The 21,003-nt window shown below is 69.4% G+C and carries 22 protein-coding genes; 20 read left to right on the top strand and 2 right to left on the bottom strand.

Annotation, left to right across the window (positions count from 1 at the left end; genetic code table 11):
• The first annotated feature begins 132 nt into the window (after window positions 1-132).
• From ACFV2O_RS08665 to ACFV2O_RS08630, 8 genes are all read left to right on the top strand, one after another.
• Complete coding sequence (locus ACFV2O_RS08665; RefSeq protein WP_379251261.1) at window positions 133-897, top strand: hypothetical protein; 765 nt, start codon at window positions 133-135, stop codon at window positions 895-897.
• Window positions 894-1,826 carry a tRNA (adenosine(37)-N6)-dimethylallyltransferase MiaA gene (miaA, locus tag ACFV2O_RS08660; protein WP_356961496.1) on the top strand — a complete coding sequence of 311 codons (933 nt, stop codon included), beginning with the start codon at window positions 894-896 and terminating at the stop codon, window positions 1,824-1,826. Before ACFV2O_RS08665 ends, miaA begins: the two co-directional genes overlap by 4 nt.
• The gene (locus ACFV2O_RS08655; RefSeq protein WP_364426073.1) at window positions 1,823-2,659 is read left to right on the top strand and encodes a TrmH family RNA methyltransferase; all 837 of its coding nucleotides are present in this window, start codon (window positions 1,823-1,825) and stop codon (window positions 2,657-2,659) included. The genes miaA and ACFV2O_RS08655 overlap by 4 nt, the downstream gene beginning before the upstream one ends.
• Window positions 2,660-2,692: 33 nt before the next feature.
• Window positions 2,693-3,574 carry a diaminopimelate epimerase gene (gene dapF / locus ACFV2O_RS08650; RefSeq protein ID WP_356962444.1) on the top strand — a complete coding sequence of 294 codons (882 nt, stop codon included), beginning with the start codon at window positions 2,693-2,695 and terminating at the stop codon, window positions 3,572-3,574.
• 189 nt (window positions 3,575-3,763) lie between these two features.
• Entirely contained in the window at window positions 3,764-5,191 is a 1,428-nt protein-coding gene (gene hflX, locus ACFV2O_RS08645) for a GTPase HflX (protein WP_379251567.1), read from the top strand.
• Between the two features lie 230 nt (window positions 5,192-5,421).
• Window positions 5,422-6,318: a lysophospholipid acyltransferase family protein gene (locus ACFV2O_RS08640; RefSeq protein WP_379251259.1), complete on the top strand. Its 897-nt coding sequence runs from the start codon at window positions 5,422-5,424 to the stop codon at window positions 6,316-6,318.
• Window positions 6,319-7,103: 785 nt separating this feature from the next.
• Window positions 7,104-8,249, top strand: coding sequence for an acyl-CoA dehydrogenase family protein (locus ACFV2O_RS08635; RefSeq protein WP_379251257.1), 1,146 nt, complete (start codon window positions 7,104-7,106; stop codon window positions 8,247-8,249).
• A 114-nt stretch (window positions 8,250-8,363) separates the two neighbouring features.
• Window positions 8,364-9,266 (top strand): alpha/beta hydrolase fold domain-containing protein, encoded by a 903-nt coding sequence (locus tag ACFV2O_RS08630; RefSeq protein WP_379251255.1) that lies wholly within the window; start codon window positions 8,364-8,366, stop codon window positions 9,264-9,266.
• 185 nt (window positions 9,267-9,451) lie between these two features.
• Here the strand turns inward: ACFV2O_RS08630 and ACFV2O_RS08625 are convergent, their stop codons facing one another.
• The gene (locus ACFV2O_RS08625) at window positions 9,452-10,924 is read right to left on the bottom strand and encodes a sensor histidine kinase (protein WP_379251253.1); all 1,473 of its coding nucleotides are present in this window, start codon (window positions 10,922-10,924) and stop codon (window positions 9,452-9,454) included.
• Complete coding sequence (locus ACFV2O_RS08620; protein ID WP_379251251.1) at window positions 10,917-11,594, bottom strand: response regulator; 678 nt, start codon at window positions 11,592-11,594, stop codon at window positions 10,917-10,919. Before ACFV2O_RS08620 ends, ACFV2O_RS08625 begins: the two co-directional genes overlap by 8 nt.
• Window positions 11,595-11,709: 115 nt before the next feature.
• On the opposite strand from ACFV2O_RS08620, the gene ACFV2O_RS08615 reads away from it, so the two are divergent.
• From ACFV2O_RS08615 to ACFV2O_RS08560, 12 genes are all read left to right on the top strand, one after another.
• On the top strand, window positions 11,710-12,084 hold the full coding sequence (locus tag ACFV2O_RS08615) for a PepSY domain-containing protein (protein ID WP_379251249.1): 375 nt from the start codon (window positions 11,710-11,712) through the stop codon (window positions 12,082-12,084).
• 237 nt (window positions 12,085-12,321) lie between these two features.
• Window positions 12,322-12,696 carry a hydrogenase maturation nickel metallochaperone HypA gene (locus tag ACFV2O_RS08610; RefSeq protein ID WP_379251566.1) on the top strand — a complete coding sequence of 125 codons (375 nt, stop codon included), beginning with the start codon at window positions 12,322-12,324 and terminating at the stop codon, window positions 12,694-12,696.
• The gene (gene hypB, locus ACFV2O_RS08605) at window positions 12,654-13,511 is read left to right on the top strand and encodes a hydrogenase nickel incorporation protein HypB (protein WP_379251247.1); all 858 of its coding nucleotides are present in this window, start codon (window positions 12,654-12,656) and stop codon (window positions 13,509-13,511) included. Before ACFV2O_RS08610 ends, hypB begins: the two co-directional genes overlap by 43 nt.
• 92 nt (window positions 13,512-13,603) lie before the next feature.
• Window positions 13,604-14,659: a hydrogenase expression protein HypE gene (locus ACFV2O_RS08600; RefSeq protein WP_355070263.1), complete on the top strand. Its 1,056-nt coding sequence runs from the start codon at window positions 13,604-13,606 to the stop codon at window positions 14,657-14,659.
• A gap of 11 nt (window positions 14,660-14,670) precedes the next feature.
• Window positions 14,671-16,467: a nickel-dependent hydrogenase large subunit gene (locus tag ACFV2O_RS08595; protein ID WP_355070264.1), complete on the top strand. Its 1,797-nt coding sequence runs from the start codon at window positions 14,671-14,673 to the stop codon at window positions 16,465-16,467.
• A gap of 33 nt (window positions 16,468-16,500) precedes the next feature.
• Entirely contained in the window at window positions 16,501-17,415 is a 915-nt protein-coding gene (locus ACFV2O_RS08590; protein ID WP_379251565.1) for a NifU family protein, read from the top strand.
• Window positions 17,412-18,047: a DUF5947 family protein gene (locus ACFV2O_RS08585; RefSeq protein ID WP_356961512.1), complete on the top strand. Its 636-nt coding sequence runs from the start codon at window positions 17,412-17,414 to the stop codon at window positions 18,045-18,047. The genes ACFV2O_RS08590 and ACFV2O_RS08585 overlap by 4 nt, the downstream gene beginning before the upstream one ends.
• Before the next feature lie 5 nt (window positions 18,048-18,052).
• Entirely contained in the window at window positions 18,053-18,691 is a 639-nt protein-coding gene (locus tag ACFV2O_RS08580) for a DUF6084 family protein (RefSeq protein ID WP_379251564.1), read from the top strand.
• Complete coding sequence (locus ACFV2O_RS08575) at window positions 18,688-20,016, top strand: hypothetical protein (RefSeq protein WP_379251244.1); 1,329 nt, start codon at window positions 18,688-18,690, stop codon at window positions 20,014-20,016. The genes ACFV2O_RS08580 and ACFV2O_RS08575 overlap by 4 nt, the downstream gene beginning before the upstream one ends.
• 13 nt (window positions 20,017-20,029) lie before the next feature.
• Window positions 20,030-20,149 (top strand): DUF6893 family small protein, encoded by a 120-nt coding sequence (locus ACFV2O_RS08570; RefSeq protein ID WP_379251242.1) that lies wholly within the window; start codon window positions 20,030-20,032, stop codon window positions 20,147-20,149.
• Window positions 20,150-20,171: 22 nt separating this feature from the next.
• Entirely contained in the window at window positions 20,172-20,489 is a 318-nt protein-coding gene (locus ACFV2O_RS08565) for a hypothetical protein (RefSeq protein WP_379251240.1), read from the top strand.
• Window positions 20,490-20,502: 13 nt separating this feature from the next.
• The gene (locus tag ACFV2O_RS08560) at window positions 20,503-21,003 is read left to right on the top strand and encodes a hydrogenase maturation protease (RefSeq protein ID WP_379251238.1); all 501 of its coding nucleotides are present in this window, start codon (window positions 20,503-20,505) and stop codon (window positions 21,001-21,003) included.

The raw sequence follows: 21,003 nt of genomic DNA, 5'->3' as shown, positions 1-21,003 counted from the left end.
AATCCCGCGGATTCCAACCCCTGATGACCTGGGTTGTAGCTCCTCGAACACTATCAATCTCGGCGGTATTTACGGCAGAGACACTCGAAGCCGGCCGGTACCGGCAGTACCCGCAACGACTACGGTTACGACGTGTTCTCCGTCGCCGCCCTCGTTCCGTCGCCGCCCGTGCTGGTCCCCGAGTTGTGCGGTGGTACGGCGGACACGGCGGGAGCAGGGGATTCGGATCCGCGCGCGGTGCTGCGGTCGGCCGTGCTCGACACCGTGCGCGCCTTCGCGTCCGTGACAGGCCACTGGACGGTGATCGGCGCCGATGCCGGTGACCGCACGTTCGGTCCGGAGACCGTCGGCACGTTCCGCGGCTTCGGCGTCGACGTGCGGGTCGGCCTCTCGAGTGCCGCCGTCGCCGGAGCGCGGCAGGCCGATGCCGGGTTGCCGCTGGCCGTACTGATCGGCGGGTGGCTACGCGGGCAGGTCGCCCCTGACGCGGTCGCCGAGGCGAGTGTCGTCGCCGCGGACGCGCCCGCGGAGCATTGCCGGGAGACCGGGACGAAGCTGCGTGCCGAGCTGGACAGCGACGGCGAGCCGCGCGGTGTGCTGGTCGTCGCCGACGGGGCGGCGACGCTGTCGGTCAAGGCGCCCGGCTACCTCGACGAACGGGCCCGCCCGGTGCAGGACCGGCTGGACGCCGCGCTGAGCACAGGTGATCGCGCCGCGTTGCGGGCACTCGACTCCGGACTGTGTGCCGAACTGGGCGTGACGGGCCGCCCGGCCTATCAGGTGCTGGCCGGGCTGTTCCGCGCCGATCCGCTGGTCGAGACGCGCTACCGGGACGCCCCGTTCGGAGTCGGCTACCACGTGAGCCTCTGGCGGCCCGCGGGAGACGACGCGCCGTGACGGATTCCGGCATCACTCCGATCGCGGTCGTCGGCCCCACCGCCACCGGCAAATCCGATCTGGCTCTCGACCTGGCCGAACAACTCGGCGGCGAGATCGTGAACATCGACGCCATGCAGCTGTACCGCGGCATGGACATCGGCACCGCGAAGCTGCCCGTCGCGCAGCGCCGGGGCATCCCGCACCACCAGCTCGACGTGCTCGACGTGACCGACACCGCGTCCGTGGCCGCGTATCAGGCGGCGGCGAGCGCGGACGTCGTCGCGATCATGGGGCGCGGCCGGGTGCCCGTCATCGTGGGCGGCTCGATGATGTACGTCCAGGCGCTGTTGGACCAATGGGAGTTCCCGGCCACCGATCCGGCCGTGCGGGCGCGCTGGGAGGCGGTGCTCGCCGAGCGGGGCGTCGCGGCCGTACACGCGGCGCTGCGCGCGGCCGATCCGGTGGCCGCTGCCACCATCCTGCCCACCGACGGGCGCCGTATGGTGCGTGCGCTCGAGGTCGTGGAACTCACCGGACAGCCGTTCGCCGCGTCGGCGCCGACCATCGGGCAGCCGCGCTGGGGCACGATCGTCATCGGCGTCGACCGGGAGACCGCGGCCTTGGACGCGCGCATCGAGCGGCGCACCGCCGCGATGTTCGAAGGCGGGCTGGTCGAGGAGGTACGCGGCCTGATCGAGTGCGGCCTGCGCGAGGGCGTCACGGCCCGGCGGGCCATCGGCTACGCACAAGTCCTGGCCTATTTGGACAACGAATACGACCTGAACCATGCTCAGGAACGCACCCTGATCGGCACGCGGCGCTACGTGCGCAGGCAACGCTCCTGGTTCCGGCGCGATCCCCGGGTGCGGTGGGTGGACGGCGCCGCCCCTGATCCGGCCGCGACGGCGCTGGCCCTGCTCGACGAGAAAGAACGGACTCCGCAGTGACCCGACGTGTGAGCACGCGCAACGCCTCCGTCCAGGTGTGGCAGGCCTACCTCAACAACCGCACCAAGCGTCATCGCGACGGCCGTTTCCTGGTGCAGGGCGTGCGTCCGATCACGCAGGCCATGGCCAACGACTGGCCGCTGGAGACGCTGCTGTACCGGCTCGGCGGCCCCGAGCTGTCCAGCTGGGCGCGCGAAGTGCTGGACACCAGCGGAGTGCCACAGGTCGGCCTGGTGCCCGAGCTGATGGCCGAACTCGGCGAAAAGGCCGCCGGGATACCGGAACTGGTGGCGGTCGCGGAGTCGCGGCAGCCCGAACTGGAGGCCTTCGAGCCGGGTGAGCCGGGGGAGGACGCGCCGGTGGTCGTGGTGTTCGACCGGCCCAACTCGCCGGGCAACCTGGGCACGCTGATCCGCTCGGCCGACGCGTTCGGCGCCAGCGGCGTCATCGTCACCGGACACGGCGCCGACCAGTACGACCCGCAGGCGGTGCGCGCCTCGACCGGTTCGCTGTTCGCCGTGCCGGTGATCCGCGCCGCCGGGCCCGCGCAGGTGCTGGAGTTCCGCAACCGGCAGATCCGCCGCGGCATCCCGACCCGCATCGTTGGCACCGACGAGCACGGCAGCCACGCCGCCTACGACTACGACTTCACCGACGCGACCATCCTCGTCATCGGCAACGAGACCAGCGGTATGAGCGCCGCGTGGGAGGCGGCCTGCGACGACATGGTGCACATCCCGATGGGTGGGACGGCCAGCTCGCTGGGGGCGCCCTCGGCGGCCGCGGTGGCGCTCTACGAAATTTCCCGGCAACGCCGGACGTTTGCCAAATGACGACGAGACAGGGAGACATCGCACGTGCCGGATATCGAGTTCACCAAGGGGCACGGCACCCAGAACGATTTCGTGGTGCTGCCCGACCCGCAGGCCGGCCTCGCGCTGACGGCCGAGCAGGTCGGCGCGCTGTGTGATCGCAGGCGCGGGCTCGGCGCGGATGGCGTGTTGCGGGTCGCGCGGGCCGGTGCGTTGCAGGCCGCCGGTGTGCTGGCGGAGCTTCCGGAGGACGTGGGCGCCGACGACTGGTTCATGGATTACCGCAATGCCGACGGCTCGATCGCGGAGATGTGCGGCAACGGCGTGCGCGTATTCGCGCATTACCTGCACGCGGCGGGATTGGAAACCCGCGACAGCTTCGTGGTCGGCAGCCGCGCCGGGGCGCGCCCGGTCACCGTGCATGCCGGGAACTCGGTCACCGGGGACGTCACCGTCGGCATGGGCCGGGTGCGCGAACTCGGCCCGTCCACCGCGACCATCGCGGGCTGGGCGCTGCCCGGGATCGGCATCGATGTCGGCAATCCGCATTTGGCCTGCGTCGATCCGGGTATGTCCGTGGACGCGCTCGGCAAGCTCGACCTGACCGTGCCGCCCGGCTTCGATCCGGACCTGTTCCCACACGGGGTGAACGTCGAGATCGTCACGGCGCTGGACGCCGAGAGGTCGGTCGACATGCGGGTCTACGAGCGCGGTGTGGGCGAGACCCGTTCCTGCGGAACGGGTACCGTCGCCGCGGCCGCCGCGGCGCTGGCCGCCGACGGCTTCCGGATCGGCGCCGACTCCGGTCGGGTGACGGTCCGGGTGCCCGGCGGCGAACTGACCGTCGGGCTCGAGCGCGGGTCGGCATGGCTGCGCGGGCCGTCGGTTTTGCTGGCCTCGGGTCGCCTCGCCGGGTCCTGGTGGGACGGTCGGTAGCGGCATCGCCCCGATAACCGGGTGCGTGCTGCGGTGATGTCGTGGCAGCATGGATGGTGTATGAGGAAGTCAGAGACGTATGAATTCACTCCGGCGGACGCGAACGATCGCGCCGCCGATGCGGCCGACGACGCGGTGTCCGGCGAAGACGCGGTGACCGGCGACGTCGTCGCCGAGCACCGGGCACGGATGCGGCGATCGGGTTGGTCGGCCGATCCGACCACCGGTGAACTGCAGTTGGAGGACCGCAGTTCGCTGCGCCGTGTGGCGGGCCTGTCCACCGAGCTCACCGACATCACCGAGGTCGAGTACCGGCAGCTGCGCCTGGAGCGCGTCGTGCTGGTCGGGGTCTGGACCACGGGGACCGCCACGCAGGCCGATGCCAGCATGGCCGAACTCGCCGCGCTCGCCGAGACCGCGGGCTCCGAGGTGCTGGAAGCGTTGATCCAGCGCCGCGACCGGCCGGATCCGGCCACCTACATCGGCTCCGGCAAGGCCGACGAGCTGCGCTCCGTGGTGCTGGAGACCGGCGCGGACACCGTCATCTGTGACGGTGAGCTGACCCCCGCTCAGCTGACCGCCCTGGAGAAGGTGGTCAAGGTCAAGGTGGTCGACCGGACCGCGTTGATTTTGGACATCTTCGCTCAGCACGCCACTTCCCGGGAGGGCAAGGCGCAGGTCTCGCTGGCCCAGATGGAGTACATGCTGCCCCGGCTGCGCGGCTGGGGTGAGTCGATGTCCCGGCAGGCCGGTGGCCGCGCCGGTAGCAACGGCGGCGTGGGTCTGCGCGGCCCCGGTGAGACCAAGATCGAGACCGATCGTCGTCGCATCCGTGAGCGGATGGCCAAACTGCGCCGGGAGATCCGCGAGATGAAGACCGCGCGCGACACCATGCGGTCGCGCCGCACGTCCAGTGGCATCCCGTCCGTCGCGATCGTCGGCTACACCAACGCGGGCAAGTCGAGCCTGATGAACAAGCTCACCGGCTCCGGCGTGCTGGTCCAGGACGCCCTGTTCGCCACCCTCGATCCGACCACCCGCCGGGCCGAGCTGGACGACGGGCGCGAAGTCGTCTTCACCGACACCGTCGGCTTCGTGCGGCACCTGCCGACCCAGCTGGTCGAGGCTTTCCGCTCCACCTTGGAGGAGGTGACCGGCGCCGACCTGCTGGTGCACGTGGTGGACGGCTCCGACGCGCTGCCCGCCGAGCAGATCAAGGCGGTCCGCGAGGTGATCACGGACGTGATCAAGGAATCCGGTACGCCCGCCCCGCCCGAACTGCTGGTGGTGAACAAGACCGACGCGATGGGGCCGACCGAGCTCACCAACCTGCGTGCGCTGCTGCCCGACGCGTCGTTCGTGTCGGCGCGCAGCGGCCGCGGGATCGATGGGCTGCGCGAGCGGCTCGCCGAGCTGCTCGGGGACTTGGACGTGGAGATCAGCGTGCTGCTGCCGTACACGCGCGGTGACCTGCTCGCCCGCATCCACGCCGATGGCCGCATCCTCGGTTCGGATCACGAAGAGGGCGGAACCCGCGTCCACGCGCGCGTCCCGCATGCTCTCGCCGCCGCCTTGTCGGAGTACGCGCACGCGGGCACGGCCGGTACGCAGGATTAGGTCGAGCATCTCACTCCCTGAGATGTGACGCTGTCTTTCCGCGCGCTGGTCCGCGGCGTATCCGTGCTCGCGGACCGCCGCTGAAGTGCGAGTTCGCGACAGGCTTGCCGGGACGGCGAACGAGCTGGTCGACCGACCGGATCGGGCGTGTCGCGATGCGACGCGCACATCCGGTGCGACGCAGTCGATTTCGTTGCGCTATCGTCATCGAATCGACACCAGGAGGGTTCATGTCGGACGCCCGCTCCGATTCCCGCACCCGGCGCTCCGGCGCCGCGAACAGCGCCGATCCGGCGCTCAGCGACGGTGCGCCGCTGTCGGTTTCGCTGACCGACACCGATCTGCGGGTGATCGACACCCTGCTCGCGCCGCTGCGCGCGTGGACCAGCCCGCGCTTCTACGGCTTGGAGAACATCCCGGCCGACGGCCCGGTGCTGCTGGTCGGTAACCACAACCTGCTGGGCGGCATCGACGCCCCCATGCTGCTGCCCGAGGTGCTGCGCCGCCGCGGCCGCTTGATCCGCGGTCTCGCCGAGAACGTGCTGATCAACGTTCCCGGTGTCCGGCACCTGCTGCACCACTACGGCGCGGTGCGCGGCACTCGGTCCAACTGCCTGGCCCTGCTCCGGCGCGGCGAAGCCGTGATGGTGTTCCCTGGCGGTGGCCGGGAGGCGGTCCGCCGCAAGAACGAGAAGTACCTGCTGAAGTGGGAGGGGCGCAGCGGTTTCGCGCGCATGGCGATCGAAGCGGGCGCGCCCATCGTCCCGGTCGCGATGATCGGCGTCGACGACGCCTACGACATCCTGGTCGACGGCGACCATCCGATCCTGCGCCCCCTGCGCTGGACCGTGGAAGCGCTCGGGCTCAGCCGCGACCTCACCCCGCCACTCATCCGCGGCGTCGGTCCCACCGTCATCCCCCGTCCGGAACGCTTCTACTTCTCCGCCGGTGCGCCCATCGACCCGGCGCCGTGGCGCAACGCGGGCGACATGCACGCCGCCGCCACGGAATTCCGCGACGTGGTGCGCAAAGCGCTGGAGGAGGAGATGAACTTCCTCTTCGCCGAACGCGCGCGTGACGAAGGCCGCACCTTGGTGGGCCGATTGCGGGGCTGGCTGACACGCTGATGGCTTCGGAGATCGGCGCGTCGGTCGACTGTTCATCGTCCGACTGTCCATCGTCGGCGTCGGTGCTGCATGCGGCACGTCACGTAGGGCGATTCGCCGCCGAGCTCACGGCTCGACCGTTTCACGCCCGATCAGCGCCTTCGCCACGGAACTTCCCGGCCGGACGCATCGCCGTCGCGAGCTGAAGCTTGCGCGGCCGCGGAAACGGTCGGCGGCTGAGTCGTCGGAACACGTTTCGTGACGGCCGGTTCTCGAGCGCGCCGTAAGCTGGATGGCCGCCGACGATCGGAGCGACTGCGAGCCGTTCTACCAGCCGAGCCCCCAGCGATCCCAGTCGTGCGCGCGGTTTCCGGCCTCGGACATGACAGTCGGCCGGATCCTCCGTCGACACCATCGGTTCGTCGACGGATCGGACCTCGCGCGCCGGGTGCCGCGGCGGTCGTTGCCATCGGCGAGCGGCGTCTGCGCCTGTCGGCGTTTCGCCTGAGTCGGCTTCGTCGGCGCCCGTGGTCGCGCGGCTCGTCGTCTTGATCGACAACCGAAGCGCGTGCCGGTCAGTGGCAGGCCGGCCTCGTTCTGCGGCGTCACGCCCCGGCCGGCGGCCAATCGTCCCAAGCCTTCGATCGTTTGCCGGGAATCTCGTTCGCTGATCTCGACCCGATCCGCCGCTCCTGGTGAGACCATGGTTCCGGCCCCAGAAGTGAACAGGGATTCTCGCCCCGGGTACGGTATGGGGCAACGACTGGTCGGTGTGGACCGGCCGGTGTGGTCACTAGGAGGTTGGCGTGGAACGCACACTGTTCGAACCCGAGCACGAACTGTTCCGGGAGTCGTTCCGCAAGTTTCTCGATCAGCACGTCGCGCCGAATCACGCGAAGTGGGAGGAGCAGGGCATCGTCGACCGGGCGGTCTGGCTCGAGGCGGGCAAGCAGGGCTTCCTCGGCATGGCCATGCCGGAGCAGTACGGCGGCGGCGGGGTGAAGGACTTCCGCTACAACGCCATCGTCTCGGAGGAGTCGGTGCGCGGCCAATACTCCGGCCTCGGCTTCTCGCTGCACAACGATGTGATCGCGCCTTATCTGCTCGAGCTGGCCAACGAGGAGCAGAAGCAGCGCTGGTTGCCCGGCTTCTGCGCGGGCGAGATCATCACCGCGATCGCGATGACCGAACCCGGTACCGGTTCGGACCTGCAGGGCATCAAGACTCGCGCGGTGCGGGACGGGGACGACTGGATCCTCAACGGCGCCAAGACCTTCATCACCAACGGCATCAACTCCGACATCGTGATCGTGGTGGCGCAGACCGACCCCGAGAAGGGGGCCATGGGCTTCAGCCTGTTCGTGGTCGAGCGCGGCATGCCCGGCTTCGAGCGCGGCCGCAACCTGGACAAGCTCGGCCTCAAGGCCCAGGACACCGCCGAGCTGAGCTTCACCGACGTGCGCGTGCCCGGCAAGAACCTGCTCGGCACCGAGGGGATGGGCTTCATCCACCTCATGCACAACCTGCCGCAGGAACGCCTGTCGATCGCCGTCATGGCCGCGGCGGCGATGGAGTCCTGCCTGGACATGACCGTGCAGTACGTCCGCGACCGCAAGGCGTTCGGCAAGCCGATCGGCGCGCTGCAGAACACCCGCTTCGTGCTCGCCGAACTGGCCACCAAGACCACGGCGGTGCGGCTGATGGTCGACAAGTTCATCGAGCTGCTCAACGAGGGCAAGCTGACCGCGGAGGACGCGGCGATGGCGAAGTGGTGGAGCACCGAGGAGCAGCTCGACCTGATCAACCGCTGCCTGCAACTGCACGGCGGATACGGCTACATGAAGGAATACCCGATCGCCAAGGCCTACATGGACGCCCGCATCCAGACCATCTACGGCGGCACCACCGAGATCATGAAAGAGATCATCGGACGCAGCCTGAAGCTGTCCTGACCGCGCGAATTCCGGCTCGGGCCGACGGCTGCCGCCGGCCCGGGTGCGGCACAATCGCCTTCCGAGGTGATGGCGAACTCGCCGTTCGCCGGTCGCCGGAGTGGAGGAGATGCGATGCCGAGTCTGGCCAACCAGGTGGTGCGCGGGTACCTGAAGGCGACGCGGGCCAATCGCGTGTTCATCGATGCCGACGCGGCGCGCAGGCGGGTCCTCGATCGGAGCGTGCGGCCTCGCAACTACGGTCCGCCGCGGCGGCTGCGCGCGGATGTGACCATCACGGTGGAGCGTCGCGGCGGCTGGCCGGTCTACACCCTCACTCCGCGCGGGCGCACGCCACGAGGGAACGTTGTGTACGCACACGGCGGCGGCTGGGTGCACGAGATCGCGCCGCAGCACTGGGCGCTGTGCGCGGCGGTCACCGCGGAAGCCGGTGCGGCGGTGACGGTCCCGATCTACCCGCTGATTCCGTTCGGGACGGCAGGTCAGGTCGTCGCGGGCTTCGTGGAGCTGGCGCTCGCCAACCGGGAGACCTACGGAAATGTATGCGTGGCAGGGGATTCCGCCGGAGGGCAGATCGCACTGTCGGCCGCGGTGGCCCTGCGGGACGAGCACGACGTGCGGCTGCCCGGCACCGTGCTCATCGCCCCCGCGCTCGATCTGTCGCTGACCAATCCGGAAATCGAGGTCGTGCAGCCACGGGACCCGTGGCTGGGCGTCGCGGGATCGCGCGTGTTCATCGAACACTGGCGCGGCGATCTCGAGCTCGCCGACCCGCGCGTCAGCCCATTGGCCGCCGACCCGCGCGGACTCGGCCCGCTGACGGTCTTCTGCGGCACCGATGACATCCTGTGGCCGGACACCCTCCTGCTGGTCGAGGCGGCGCGCGACGCCGGGGTCGTGGTGGACTACCACGAGGCTCCCGGCCTGCCCCATGTCTATCCGCTGACCCCGACCCCGGAAGGGCGTGCCGCGCGTCGGGTCGTCATCGAGAGTCTGCGTAGCGCGCTCGCCAGTTGAACGACGGTGCGGTGCCGAATCGCGTTGTCGCCGCCCGGTTCGCGTGCGAGCTCGGCTGACGCGTGACAAGGGCAGGGCCTCGCCGCCGACGGGGCTGTCCAGGGCTGCGAGCGGCGGATTCGTCGTGGGCACCGTGGCGGTGTCGTAGGTCCGTGACCTGCCAACGTCGAACCCGTTGCGCCCGGCTACGTACCGGCTGCGGGCAGCGTGACCACGAAACGGGCGCCGGGTGTGCCGTCGGTGACGTGGATGGTGCCGCCGTGGCGTTCCACGACGTCGCGGACGATGGCCAGGCCGAGGCCCGCGCCGCCATCGTCGCGGCTGCGCGCGTCGTCCAGGCGGACGAATCGCTGGAAGATCCGGTCGCGGTCGGCGGGCGGCACACCCGGTCCGTCGTCGGTGACCGACAGCACCACCCGCTCGTCGGCGTCGTGGTCCACGGCGACGTCAACGGTGTTCGCGGCATGCCGCTGCGCGTTGTCGACCAGGTTGCCCAGAACGCGGGCGAGCTGGGTACGGCTCCCGGTGACCGCCACGGGCTCTTCCGGTATCGAGATCCGCACGGCCACCCGGTCCCGGACGCGGTGCTCCAACTCCTCACGGACCAGCACGGTCAGGTCCACCCGATCCGCGCGCGGTTGCTCGCCCGCGTCGAGCCGGGCCAGGAGCAAGAGGTCCGCCGCGAGATGTTCCAGCCGGATGGTGTCGCCGATCAGTCCGTCCAGTTCCAGCAGTTCGGGGTGCGCCTGGGCCACCTCGAGCTGGGTGCGCAGGCTCGCGATGGGGCTGCGCAACTCGTGTGCGGCGTCGGCGATGAACCGCCGCTGGCGCTCCGTGGACTCCTCCAGCGCGGCGAGCGTGGCGTTGGTGGTGCTCGCCAGCCTGCCGATCTCGTCGCGGGAGCCCGGTTCCGGCACGCGCAGGGAGAGATCGCCGTCCATGATCTCGGCGAGCTGCCTGCGAATCGCCTCCACCGGGCGCAGGGCGCGCCGGGTGACCAGCCAGGTCACCAGGGCGACCACCAGGAGTAGCGGAGGCAGGCCGATCAGCATCGCTTGCCGTGCGTCCGCCACCGCGCTGTCGGCGGTCGCCAGCGAGGAGCCCGCGTAGACGGTGGCGGGCTGTCCGCCCCGGATGGTCACCGCGAGGGCGGCGACCCGGAACGGATGCGGCCCGTCCTCGTCGTCCACCGTCAGCCGCACGTCGCCGAATTCGGCGTCGGCCGCCGTGGGGTCCGTGGGTTGCGACAGGCTTTCGCGGCCCGGCTTCTCGTCCTCGTCCTCTTCGTCGTCCTCCTCGTCCTCGTCATCGTCATCGGAAGTCTTGGCGTACGGGCCGAACTCGGCCATGGGCGGTTTGCCCGCGAGGTCGTCGTCGGCCGCGAGCACGCGGCGGTCGAGCGAAACGACCTGCACCGGTTCGCTTTCGGCATCGGGAAGCCGCAGCCGGGCGAGATCCGTGCCCGTCGCGAGCTGCGTCGCCACGTCCTGCGCGGTGGACTCCGCCTGCATTTCGGCGCTGTGCACCAGGTTGTGCCGCAGCACGGCCAGCACCACGAGCCCGGCCGCGGTCAGCGCCACCGCGACCACAACCGTCGCCGCGACCGTGGTGCGCACGCGGACCGAGCGCCACCAGGCCCGCGCGGCTCGCTCAGGCACGATCGGCCGTCAGCCGGTAGCCCGCGCCGCGAACGGTGGTGATCGATCGGCGTCCGAACGGCGCGTCGATCTTGCGGCGCAATGTGCTGATGTAGACCTCGACGATGTTCGGGTCGCCGTCGTAGGCGAAATCCCAGACATGGTCCAGGATATCGGCTTTCGAGACCACCTCCCCGGCGCGGACGGCCAGGTGCTCGAGCACGGCGAACTCCTTGGCGGTCAGCGTCACGTCCCGCGTGCCGCGGCGGCAGGTCCGGGTGCCCGGGTCCACGATCAGGTCGCCGACGCGCAACACGCGCGCGCCGCCGCGGGTCCGGCGGCGCAACAGCGCACGGATGCGGGCCAGCAGCACCAGGTAGGAGAACGGCTTGCTGAGGTAGTCGTCCGCGCCGGTGTCCAGGCCCTCGGCCTCGTCGTATTCGCCGTCTTTCGCGGTGAGCATGAGCACGGGCGTCTCGTGGCCACCGGCGCGCAGCGCGGCGCAGACGCGGTAGCCGTTCATGCCGGGCAGCATGATGTCGAGGATGATCAAGTCGTAGTCGGTTGTCGTCGCCAGATGCAGGCCCTCGGCGCCGTCGTACACCACATCCACGGCGAATCCCTCGGCCGACAACCCTTTTGCCAGCGTGCGAGCCAGACGTTTCTCGTCTTCGACGATCAGCAGACGCATCCCCCAAGAGTGGCAGACGGATCCTGAAACCGTCTTCAGGTGACTTCAGCTCGCCTTCAGCTCGGTTCGCCACAGTGAACGCATTCGAGATCATCACTCGCGCAGGAGGTTTCCCATGACAACCGTATTCCGCCGTGCTTACGCCGGTCTTCGCTGGCTGCTCGTCGGCACGGCCGTCGCGGCCGCCGTCGTCGGTCTGAGCGCGGTCCTGTCCGCGGTGGCCACCGGCGGTCCGGACGATCACACCGTCGCGTTCCGTTCGGTCGCGGCGGACCGGTCGCTGGTGGCCGATACCGGTATCAGCAGGCAGCAGGCCATCGACAAGGCCCTGGCGGCCGTGCCGGGCGGACGGGTCACGTCCATCCAGCTCGACACGGACCGGGGGGTCGCGGTGTGGGAGGTGGAGCTCACCACTCCCGCGGGCGTGGAGCACGACGTGACGATAGATGCCGACAGCGGCCAGGTCCGCACCGTGGTCGACCCCGACTGACCGCGTCGGCGGACGCAGGTGTGACGGGTCGGCGCATGGGTAAGCACGAGGTGTTTGCTGCCGGGCGGCAGGGATCCGGAGGGGGATTCCGGCCGTGGCTTCGCCGGTATCCGTGGTCCGTGGCCGACGTAACGCGTGACGCCCCGGAGACGCGTTCGCCGAGCATCGAAGATTTGCCCCGCGGGCGGTTTGCCCGGGAGTAGCCTCAAGTTGTCCACTCGAGGAATCGAGGTCCGGATGCACGAGATGGCCATCACGCGCGGCGTCATCGACGCCGTCTGCGAGCACGCGGCGGGCCGGCGGGTCCATTCCGTCACCGTCGAGGTCGGCGCGCTGTGCGCTGTCGTACCCGATGCCATGCGGTTCTGTTTCGAAGTCGCGGCCGAGGCGACGGTCGCCGAGGGCGCGGACCTGGTCCTGGTGGAGATCCCGGGGGTGGCGGGATGCCGTACCTGTGGCGCCGAGTTCCGGCTGCCGGACCCGATCCTGCTGTGTCCCTGCGGCAGCGCCGATGTCGAGATCCGCTCCGGGCGCGAGCTGCGTATCCGATCCATGGAGGTGAGTGAGGCATGTGCGCAACCTGCGGGTGCGGCGACGACGCCGCCGCGCTGATTCGCGTCCCGCACGATCACCAGCACGCAGACGGGCACGATCACGCCCATGCGGACCATGAGCACACGCACGAGGACCACCATCCACACCAGCACGGCCCCGGCGCCGACCACGTCCACGTGCCCGCCACCGAGACGGTCACCCTGGAGTTGAAGGTCCTCGCCAAGAACGACGAACTGGCGCAGCGCAACCGGGACTGGCTGGCCGGGCGCGGCATCCTCGCGCTCAATATGACGAGTTCGCCGGGCGCGGGTAAGACCACGCTGCTGGAGCGCACCATCCGTGAGTCCGGCCAGTCCCCGATCGCGGTGATCGAAGGGGATCAGGCGACATTGCTCGATGCCGACCGGATCAAGGCGACGGGGTGCCGTGTGGTGCAGGTCAACACCGGCGCGGGATGTCACCTCGACGCGGAGATGATGTATCGCGCGCTGGAGACCCTCGACCCGGCGCCGGGCACACTGCTGTTCGTCGAGAACGTCGGCAACCTGGTCTGCCCGGCGCTGTTCGATCTGGGGGAGCGGGAGAAGGTGGTCGTCATCTCGGTGACCGAGGGGACCGACAAACCGCTGAAGTATCCGCACATGTTCCAGGCGGCGGGGCTGGTCCTGGTGAACAAGACCGACCTGCTGCCGTATGTCGATTTCGATGTGGACCGATGCCGGGAATACATCCATTCGATACACCCCGGCGTCGAGGTCCTGCCGCTGTCCGTGAGCAGCGGAACAGGCCTGTCTACCTGGTACGACTGGCTGGCCGAGCAGCGTCGCGCGGCCGGTCCGGCGGCTCTTGAGGAAGCCGCCGGGCGCGCTTAAAGTGAAGTGATCAGGATCACATCTGCGGGTGACCCCTTCTTCGAGAAAGGCGAGATTCGGCCCCCGTGGTCCGCTGCGGAAGGTGGCGAGAAATGCCCACTCAGGAAGCAGTACGAGCCGAAGAGACGCTGATCCACGTTCTGTGGATCAACGCGGGACTCAGTTGTGACGGTGATTCGGTCGCCCTGACGGCGGCCACGCAGCCGAGCGTCGAAGAGATCGCCCTCGGCGCGCTTCCCGGTCTGCCGAAGATCGCCGTGCATTGGCCGCTGATCGACTACGAGTGCGGCCCCAACGGCGGTGCGGACGACTTCCTGGAGTGGTTCTTCAAAGCCGACCGCGGGGAACTCGAACCGTTCGTGCTGGTGGTCGAGGGCTCGATTCCGAACGAGCAGATCAAAGAGGAGGGCTACTGGTGCGGGTTCGGCAACAATCCCGCCACCGGCCAGCCCATGACGACCAGCGAATGGCTCGACCGTCTCGCGCCGAAGGCAACGGCCATCGTGGCGGCGGGCACCTGTGCGACCTACGGTGGCATCCACGCCATGGCGGGCAATCCCACCGGCGCGATGGGCGTGCCGGATTATCTCGGCTGGGACTGGAAGAGCAAAGCGGGTATTCCGATCGTCTGCGTGCCGGGCTGCCCGATCCAGCCGGACAACTTGTCGGAGACGCTGACCTATCTGCTCTACATGGCGACCGGCCAGGCGCCCATGATTCCGCTCGACGACGCGTTGCGGCCCAAGTGGCTGTTCGGGGCGACGGTGCACGAGGGTTGCGACCGCGCGGGTTACTACGAGCAGGGTGAGTTCGCCACCGAGTACGGCTCGCCGAAATGCATTGTGAAGCTCGGCTGCTGGGGGCCCGTGGTCAAGTGCAACGTGCCCAAGCGTGGCTGGATGAACGGCTTGGGCGGCTGCCCGAACGTCGGCGGCATCTGCATCGGCTGCACCATGCCGGGATTCCCGGACAAGTTCATGCCGTTCATGGACGAACCACCGGGCGGAAAGCTCTCGTCCAGCGCATCGGGGCTCTACGGATCGGTGATCCGCAGCCTCCGTCACATCACCGGACGCACGGTCGACAAGGAGCCGCACTGGCGGCACCGCGGCCGGAAGCTGGAAACCGGCGCGACCCGCACCTGGTAGGAGGTTCTCTGATGACCCAGATCATTCCGGAGCCGTCGCACAAAACGATCGAGCCGGACCGCCTCGTCGAGATGGCGTGGGACCCGATCACTCGCATCGTCGGCAGCCTCGGCATCTACACCAAAATCGACTTCGAGAATCGGGAAGTGGTCGAGTGCCACAGCACCTCGTCCATCTTCCGCGGCTACTCGATCTTCATGAAGGGCAAGGACCCGCGCGACGCGCACTTCATCACCAGCCGCATCTGCGGCATCTGCGGCGACAACCACGCCACCTGTTCGTGCTACTGCCAGAACATGGCCTACGGCGTGCGCCCGCCGCACCTCGGCGAATGGATCGTCAACCTGGGCGAGGCCGCCGAGTACATGTTCGACCACAACATCTTCCAGGAGAACCTGGTCGGCGTCGACTACTGCGAGAAGATGGTCTCCGAGACCAATCCGGGCGTGCTGGCCAGGGCCGAGAACACCGAGGCGCCGCACGCGGGCGACCACGGGTATCGCACCATCGCCGACATCATGCGCGCGCTCAACCCGTTCACCGGTGAGTTCTACCGGGAGGCGTTGCAGGTCAGCCGGATCACGCGCGAGATGTTCTGCCTGATGGAAGGCAGGCACGTCCATCCGTCCACGCTGTATCCCGGTGGACCCGGCACGGTCGCGACGATCCAGTTGATGACCGACTACATGTCCCGGCTGATGCGCTACGTGGAGTTCATGAAGAAGGTCGTGCCGATGCACGACGATCTGTTCGACTTCTTCTACGAGGCGCTGCCGGGCTACGAGAAGGTCGGCCTGCGGCGCACGCTGTTGGGTTGCTGGGGCTCGTTCCAGGACCCGGAGTTCTGCAATTTCGAGTACAAGGACATGGCGGACTGGGGCCGCAAGATGTACGTGACCCCCGGCGTCGTGGTCGACGGCAAACTGCTGACCACCTCCCTGGTCGACATCAACTTGGGACTGCGGATCCTGCTGGGCAGTTCGTACTACGAGGACTGGACCGATCAGGAGATGTTCGTCAAGACCGATCCGCTGGGCAACCCGGTGGACCGCCGCCATCCCTGGAACCAGCACACCAACCCCCGGCCGCAGAAACGCGACTTGGACGAGAAGTACAGCTGGGTCATGTCGCCGCGGTGGTTCGACGGCACCGATCACCTCCCCCTGGACACCGGCGGCGGCCCGCTGGCCCGGCTGTGGTCGACGGCGCTGGCCAACCTCATCGACATCGGCTACGTGAAGGCCACCGGGCACAGCGTGCAGATCAATCTGCCCAAGACCGCGCTCAAGGGGCCGGTCACGCTGGAGTGGAAGGTGCCGGTGCACGGCAGCAACACCCTCGAGCGCAACCGCGCGCGCACCTATTTCCAGGCGTACGCGGCGGCCTGCGCGCTGCACTTCGCGGAGAAGGCGATGGCGGAGATCCGGGCCGGCCACACCAAGACCTGGGAGAAGTTCGAGGTGCCGGAAGAAAGCATCGGCTGCGGCTTCACCGAGGCCGTGCGCGGCGTGCTGTCGCATCACATGGTGATCCGGGACGGCAAGATCGCGAACTACCACCCGTACCCGCCGACGCCGTGGAACGCCAGCCCGCGCGACAGCTTCGGCACGCCGGGTCCCTACGAGGACGCGGTGCAGGGCCAGCCGATCTTCGAGGAGAACGACCGCGAGCACTTCAAGGGCATCGACGTCATGCGCACCGTGCGCAGCTTCGATCCGTGCCTGCCGTGTGGCGTGCACATGTATCTAGGCAAGGGCAAGACGCTGGAGAAGCTGCATTCACCGACGCAGACGCTCACTCCCGAGTGAGTCCGCGTCGGGCGAAACGACCCGGAGGTGACGGTGGAGGATCGCCCGGACGACCGGGACGACGCGACGCTCGACGACTCCCGGTGGCGCGAAGCCGGTGATCGCATCGAGACCTTGCTGGAAGCGAGTTCGGCGGGCGGTGCGCTCGCCCGCGAACGCGCGGAGCAACTCGTGCGCGAACTCGTCGAACTCTACGGCGCGGCGCTGACCCGCGTGGTCGAGCTGCTCGACGACGCGGCGGTCGAGCGGTTGACCCGCGACGACCTGGTCGCGAGCCTGCTGCTCGTGCACGGGTTGCATCCGCACGATGTGACCACCCGCGTAGGGAACGCGCTGGACAGCGTGCGTCCGTATCTCGGTTCCCACGGCGGCGACGTCCACCTGGTCGACATCGTCGACGGCGTGGTGCGCTTGGAACTGGCGGGTAGTTGCAAGAGCTGTCCGTCCTCGTCGGTGACGCTCGAACTGGCCGTCGAGGACGCGGTGCGGGCGGCCGCGCCGGAGATCGAGTCCATCGAAGTGGTCGCCGCGCAGACCGAGTCGGCGGGGGTGATCTCCGCCGACTCGCTGTTCTCGCGCGTGCGCGCGGACGGCGCGCGGTCCGGCAACTGGGTCGCGGTCCCCGAACTGGCCGAACTCGACGCGGGCGAGGTGGGCGGCTTCGACGTCGCCGGGCTGACGGTGCTCGCCTGCCGGGTGGGAACGGAGCTGTACGCCTATCGCGACCACTGCCCCGGATGCGACCGATCGCTCGCGGGTGCGGCGCTGGAGCGGCGCGTGGGGTTCCCGGCCGGTGACGCGGTGCTTCGGTGCCCGACCTGCCGGGCGCACTACGACGTGGTGCACGCGGGCGCTCGGGTCGACGGTGACGGTCACCTCGAACCGCTCCCCGTGCTCGTGCGCTCCGGCGAACTGTCGGTGGCGGTGCCGGTGGAGGTCCGCGGGTGAGCACACCGTTTCGCGCGCTCCAGCGGATCGCCGCCGATCGCGGGCCCGCTCCCCGGCCCGGCGAGCGGTGCGAGATGTGCGCGGAGCCGATCGCCGACCGGCACCAGCACGTGGTGAACGTCGAAGGCAGGCAGCTGATGTGCGTATGCCGCGGCTGCTACTTGCTGTTCGTCGACCAGAACGCGGAGCTGCGGTATCGCGCGGTGCCGGACCGGTATCTCACGTTCCCGGATTTCACGATCAGCCGGGCCGAATGGGACGCACTGGACATCCCCGTGAATCTGGCGTTCTTCTTCCGCAATTCCGCACTGGACCGGACGGTGGCGTTCTATCCAGGACCCGCCGGCGCTACAGAGTCGGAATTACCTCTGGAGCAATGGAATTCGATCATTCACCGGCATCCCGAGCTGGACGTGCTCGCCCCGGACGTGGAAGCGCTGCTCATCCGGGTGCCCGACCGCCGCACCGAGCGGGCGGCCTGCCTGCTGCTACCGATCGACGCCTGCTACGAGTTCGTCGGCCGGATGCGGCTGCTGTGGCACGGATTCGACGGCGGCCAGGACGTGCACCGATACCTGGAGGAGTTCTTCGCCGAGGCGTCGGCGCGCGCGAAAACCGGCGGTGCGGCGTGAGCCCGGTGTACTCGACGACGTTCGCCGTGCTCGAGATCAAACCCGAGCCGTACGCCGTCGCGCCGATCCTGTCCGCGCGCGTCGGCATCGCCGCGCTCGCGGAGGAGCCCGTGCACGCCATCGCCCTGCGCGCGCAGGTGCGCATCGAGCCGTTCCGCCGCGGCTACTCCGACGAGGAGGCCGCAGGGCTGGTCGATCTGTTCGGCCCGCGCGAACGGTGGCACGAGACCCAGCGCTCGTTTCTCTGGATGCACTGCGCCACCATGGTTCCGAGTTTCACCGGCGGCGCCCAAGTGGACCTGCCGATGCCGTGCACCTACGACTTCGAGGTGACCGGATCGAAGTACCTGCACGCGTTGCGCGAGGGTGTGGTTCCGCTGCTGTTCCTGTTCAGCGGGACGGTCTTCATCCGGGGCACGACCGGATTCGCCATCCAGCAGATTCCATGGGACCGGGAGGACAAGTTCGAGATGCCCGTATCGGTCTGGCAGGGCCTGATGGACGCGTACTTCCCGAATACCGGGTGGGTGCGGCTGCACAACGACACGCTTCGGGCGCTGGCCACCTATAAATCCAGCCACGGCCTGCACGGCTTCGACGACGCGGTGACCCGCCTGCTGACCAGCGCCGAGGAGACGCCGTGACGACCGCCGAAGCTCGTGCCCGCGCCCGCGCCGTGGCCGACGCGGTGCTCTACGAGGGCTATCTGCTCTACCCCTACCGGGCCGACGCGCGCAAGAACCAGTCGCGCTGGCAGTTCGGCGTGCTGGGACCGCACGAGGCCGCCGCGGCGGGACTCGGCGAGGAGTCGACGCTGTCGGCGCAGTGCCTGATCGAACCGGGCGAGAATCCCGAACTCACCCTCACCGTGCGGTTCCTCCAGCTCCAGCGCCGTCAAGTGGTGGACGGGGACGGTACGCCCGTCGCGGAGCTGACCGATGGCGCGCGGTCGTGGCTGTCCTGGGACGAGGCGGTCGAGAAGGAGATCACCGTCGGCCCCGTCCCGCCCGCCCGTATGGTCGTGCCGCTGGACATCCCGGGCGGCTCCGACGCCGAGCAGATCGCCACCGCGGCCGTCTCCGCGCCGGGCACGTTCGTGCGGACCCGGCTGCCGCTGACGGGTGAGCTGGAACTCGCCGCCGACCGAGACGACGGCTTCCTACGGCTCACGGTCGTCCTGCGCAACGTGGGCGCACCCGCGACCGACAAGCGCGACGCCATCGCCCGCTCGCTGATCGGCGCGCACATCATCGCGGAGATCACCGGCGGACAGTTCGTCTCCCTGCTGGAACCGCCGCCCGACGCAACCGCCGTGGCCGCCCGCTGCGATCGGTACCGGTGTTTCCCGGTGCTCGCGGGGCCGCCCGGCGACTACAGCGTGCTGCTCATCTCGCCGATCATTCTCTACGACCACCCGGAGATCGCGGAGCAGAGCGAAGGAGCGCTGTTCGACTCCACCGAGATCGACGAGATCCTCACGCTGCGCATACTCACCATGACCGATGCGGAGAAGGCGAGCGCCCGAGCCACCGACCCGCGCGCGGCGGAGATCATCGACCGCTGCGAGGCCATGTCGCCCGACGCGATGCGGCAGTTGCACGGGGTGCTGCGCGACCCGCACGCCGAGGGGCCCGGGTTGATCCCGGAGATTCCCGAGGGCGTCGATTGGTGGGACCCGCTGGCCGACAGCGCCGTCCGTCCGGACTTGGACGCTGTGCCGGTCGCGGGGGCGCTGGTGCGCAAGGGCAGCCGCGTCCGGCTGCATCCGGCGCGCCGGGCCGACGCCCAGGATCTGTTCTTCGACGGGCAGTGCGCGCGGGTCGTCTCGGTGCACGAGGACGTGGACGGACAGGCGCACGTCGGGGTGGTGCTGGACGCCGATCCGGCGGCCGAGCTGCACGAATGGTACGGGCGCTACCTATATTTCGCGCCCGACGAACTGGAGCCGCTCGACGGCACCGAGGAATGAAAGGAAGTCCGCTATGGAAACCGTGGGAGTGGTCTCGACGACCGTCGTCGCCGTGCTGGTGGCGGCGGGAGTGTATCTCGGCGTGCGGTCGCTCCCGGATCTGCGGCGATATCTGAAGATCCGGCACATGTAGCGGGGCACCGGAAAGGAGCATCATGGGTGAGCATCGCGAAGAGCCGCAATCGGCACGTGGCGCGCCGGGTTCGCGCGACGCGGGCACGGGCATCGCGGCCGGAGGCCCGGCGGACCGGGAACCGGGCCACATCGGTCACGAGGAGATGACCTCCGCGCATCCGGAAGACGCCAAGAAGGGCACCGAGTTCACCTCGGAAGCCCCGACCGGCACCGAAGCGGCGGCACCTCCGTACGACGAGCGCAAGGACACCGCCAACGCCCCCGCGGAGACGGCGACCGGAAAGGTCGACGACGCGCGAGTGGGCGGCGCGACGACACCCACCGAGAAAGAGGGGTGACTCGACGGCCGCGGTGCTGATCGCCGGGATCGGCAACATCTTCCTCGGCGACGACGGATTCGGACCCGAGGTGGTGCGCAGGCTGCCGCACCACCCCGACCCCGGTGTGCGCGCGGTGGACTACGGCATCCGCGGCATGCACCTCGCCTACGACCTGCTCGACCCCTGGGCGGCGCTGCTGCTGATCGACGCGCTGCCCGACCGCGGCGCGCCCGGCCGGGTCGAGGTGTTCGGCGCCGAGCCGGAGGACACCGGCGCCCGGCTCGACGCCCACGCGATGAGCCCGGACGCCGTCTTCGCCGGGGTACGCGCGCTGGGCGGTGTGTTGCCGCCCACGGTGGTGATCGGCTGCCAGGTCGCCTGCGTGGAGGAGGGCATCGGCCTGTCCGCGCCGGTCGCGGCGGCGGTGCCGGAGGCGGTCGCCGCCGTCGGCGAGGTGCTGGCCGCGTTCCTGCCCGCCGGGACATCCGATGGCTCCCCGCTTCCGCGGGCCACAGCGCGACAGGAGGACTGA

The sequence above is a fragment of the Nocardia sp. NPDC059691 genome (genome assembly GCF_042733915.1).
Classification (GTDB): Bacteria; Actinomycetota; Actinomycetes; order Mycobacteriales; family Mycobacteriaceae; genus Nocardia; species Nocardia sichangensis.
This window is presented reverse-complemented; position numbering and strand designations above follow the sequence as displayed.

Excerpts from the sequence above, each read along its gene's own strand:
- ACFV2O_RS08600 (WP_355070263.1), top strand. The coding sequence starts at position 13,604 with ATGCCCACTCAGGAAGCAGTACGAGCCGAAGAGACGCTGATCCACGTT.
- ACFV2O_RS08595 (WP_355070264.1), top strand. The coding sequence starts at position 14,671 with ATGACCCAGATCATTCCGGAGCCGTCGCACAAAACGATCGAGCCGGAC.
- hypB (WP_379251247.1), top strand. The coding sequence starts at position 12,654 with ATGTGCGCAACCTGCGGGTGCGGCGACGACGCCGCCGCGCTGATTCGC.
- ACFV2O_RS08570 (WP_379251242.1), top strand. The coding sequence starts at position 20,030 with ATGGAAACCGTGGGAGTGGTCTCGACGACCGTCGTCGCCGTGCTGGTG.
- ACFV2O_RS08615 (WP_379251249.1), top strand. The coding sequence starts at position 11,710 with ATGACAACCGTATTCCGCCGTGCTTACGCCGGTCTTCGCTGGCTGCTC.
- ACFV2O_RS08610 (WP_379251566.1), top strand. The coding sequence starts at position 12,322 with ATGCACGAGATGGCCATCACGCGCGGCGTCATCGACGCCGTCTGCGAG.
- ACFV2O_RS08620 (WP_379251251.1), bottom strand. The coding sequence starts at position 11,594 with ATGCGTCTGCTGATCGTCGAAGACGAGAAACGTCTGGCTCGCACGCTG.
- ACFV2O_RS08565 (WP_379251240.1), top strand. The coding sequence starts at position 20,172 with ATGGGTGAGCATCGCGAAGAGCCGCAATCGGCACGTGGCGCGCCGGGT.
- ACFV2O_RS08630 (WP_379251255.1), top strand. The coding sequence starts at position 8,364 with ATGCCGAGTCTGGCCAACCAGGTGGTGCGCGGGTACCTGAAGGCGACG.
- ACFV2O_RS08640 (WP_379251259.1), top strand. The coding sequence starts at position 5,422 with ATGTCGGACGCCCGCTCCGATTCCCGCACCCGGCGCTCCGGCGCCGCG.
- hflX (WP_379251567.1), top strand. The coding sequence starts at position 3,764 with ATGCGGCGATCGGGTTGGTCGGCCGATCCGACCACCGGTGAACTGCAG.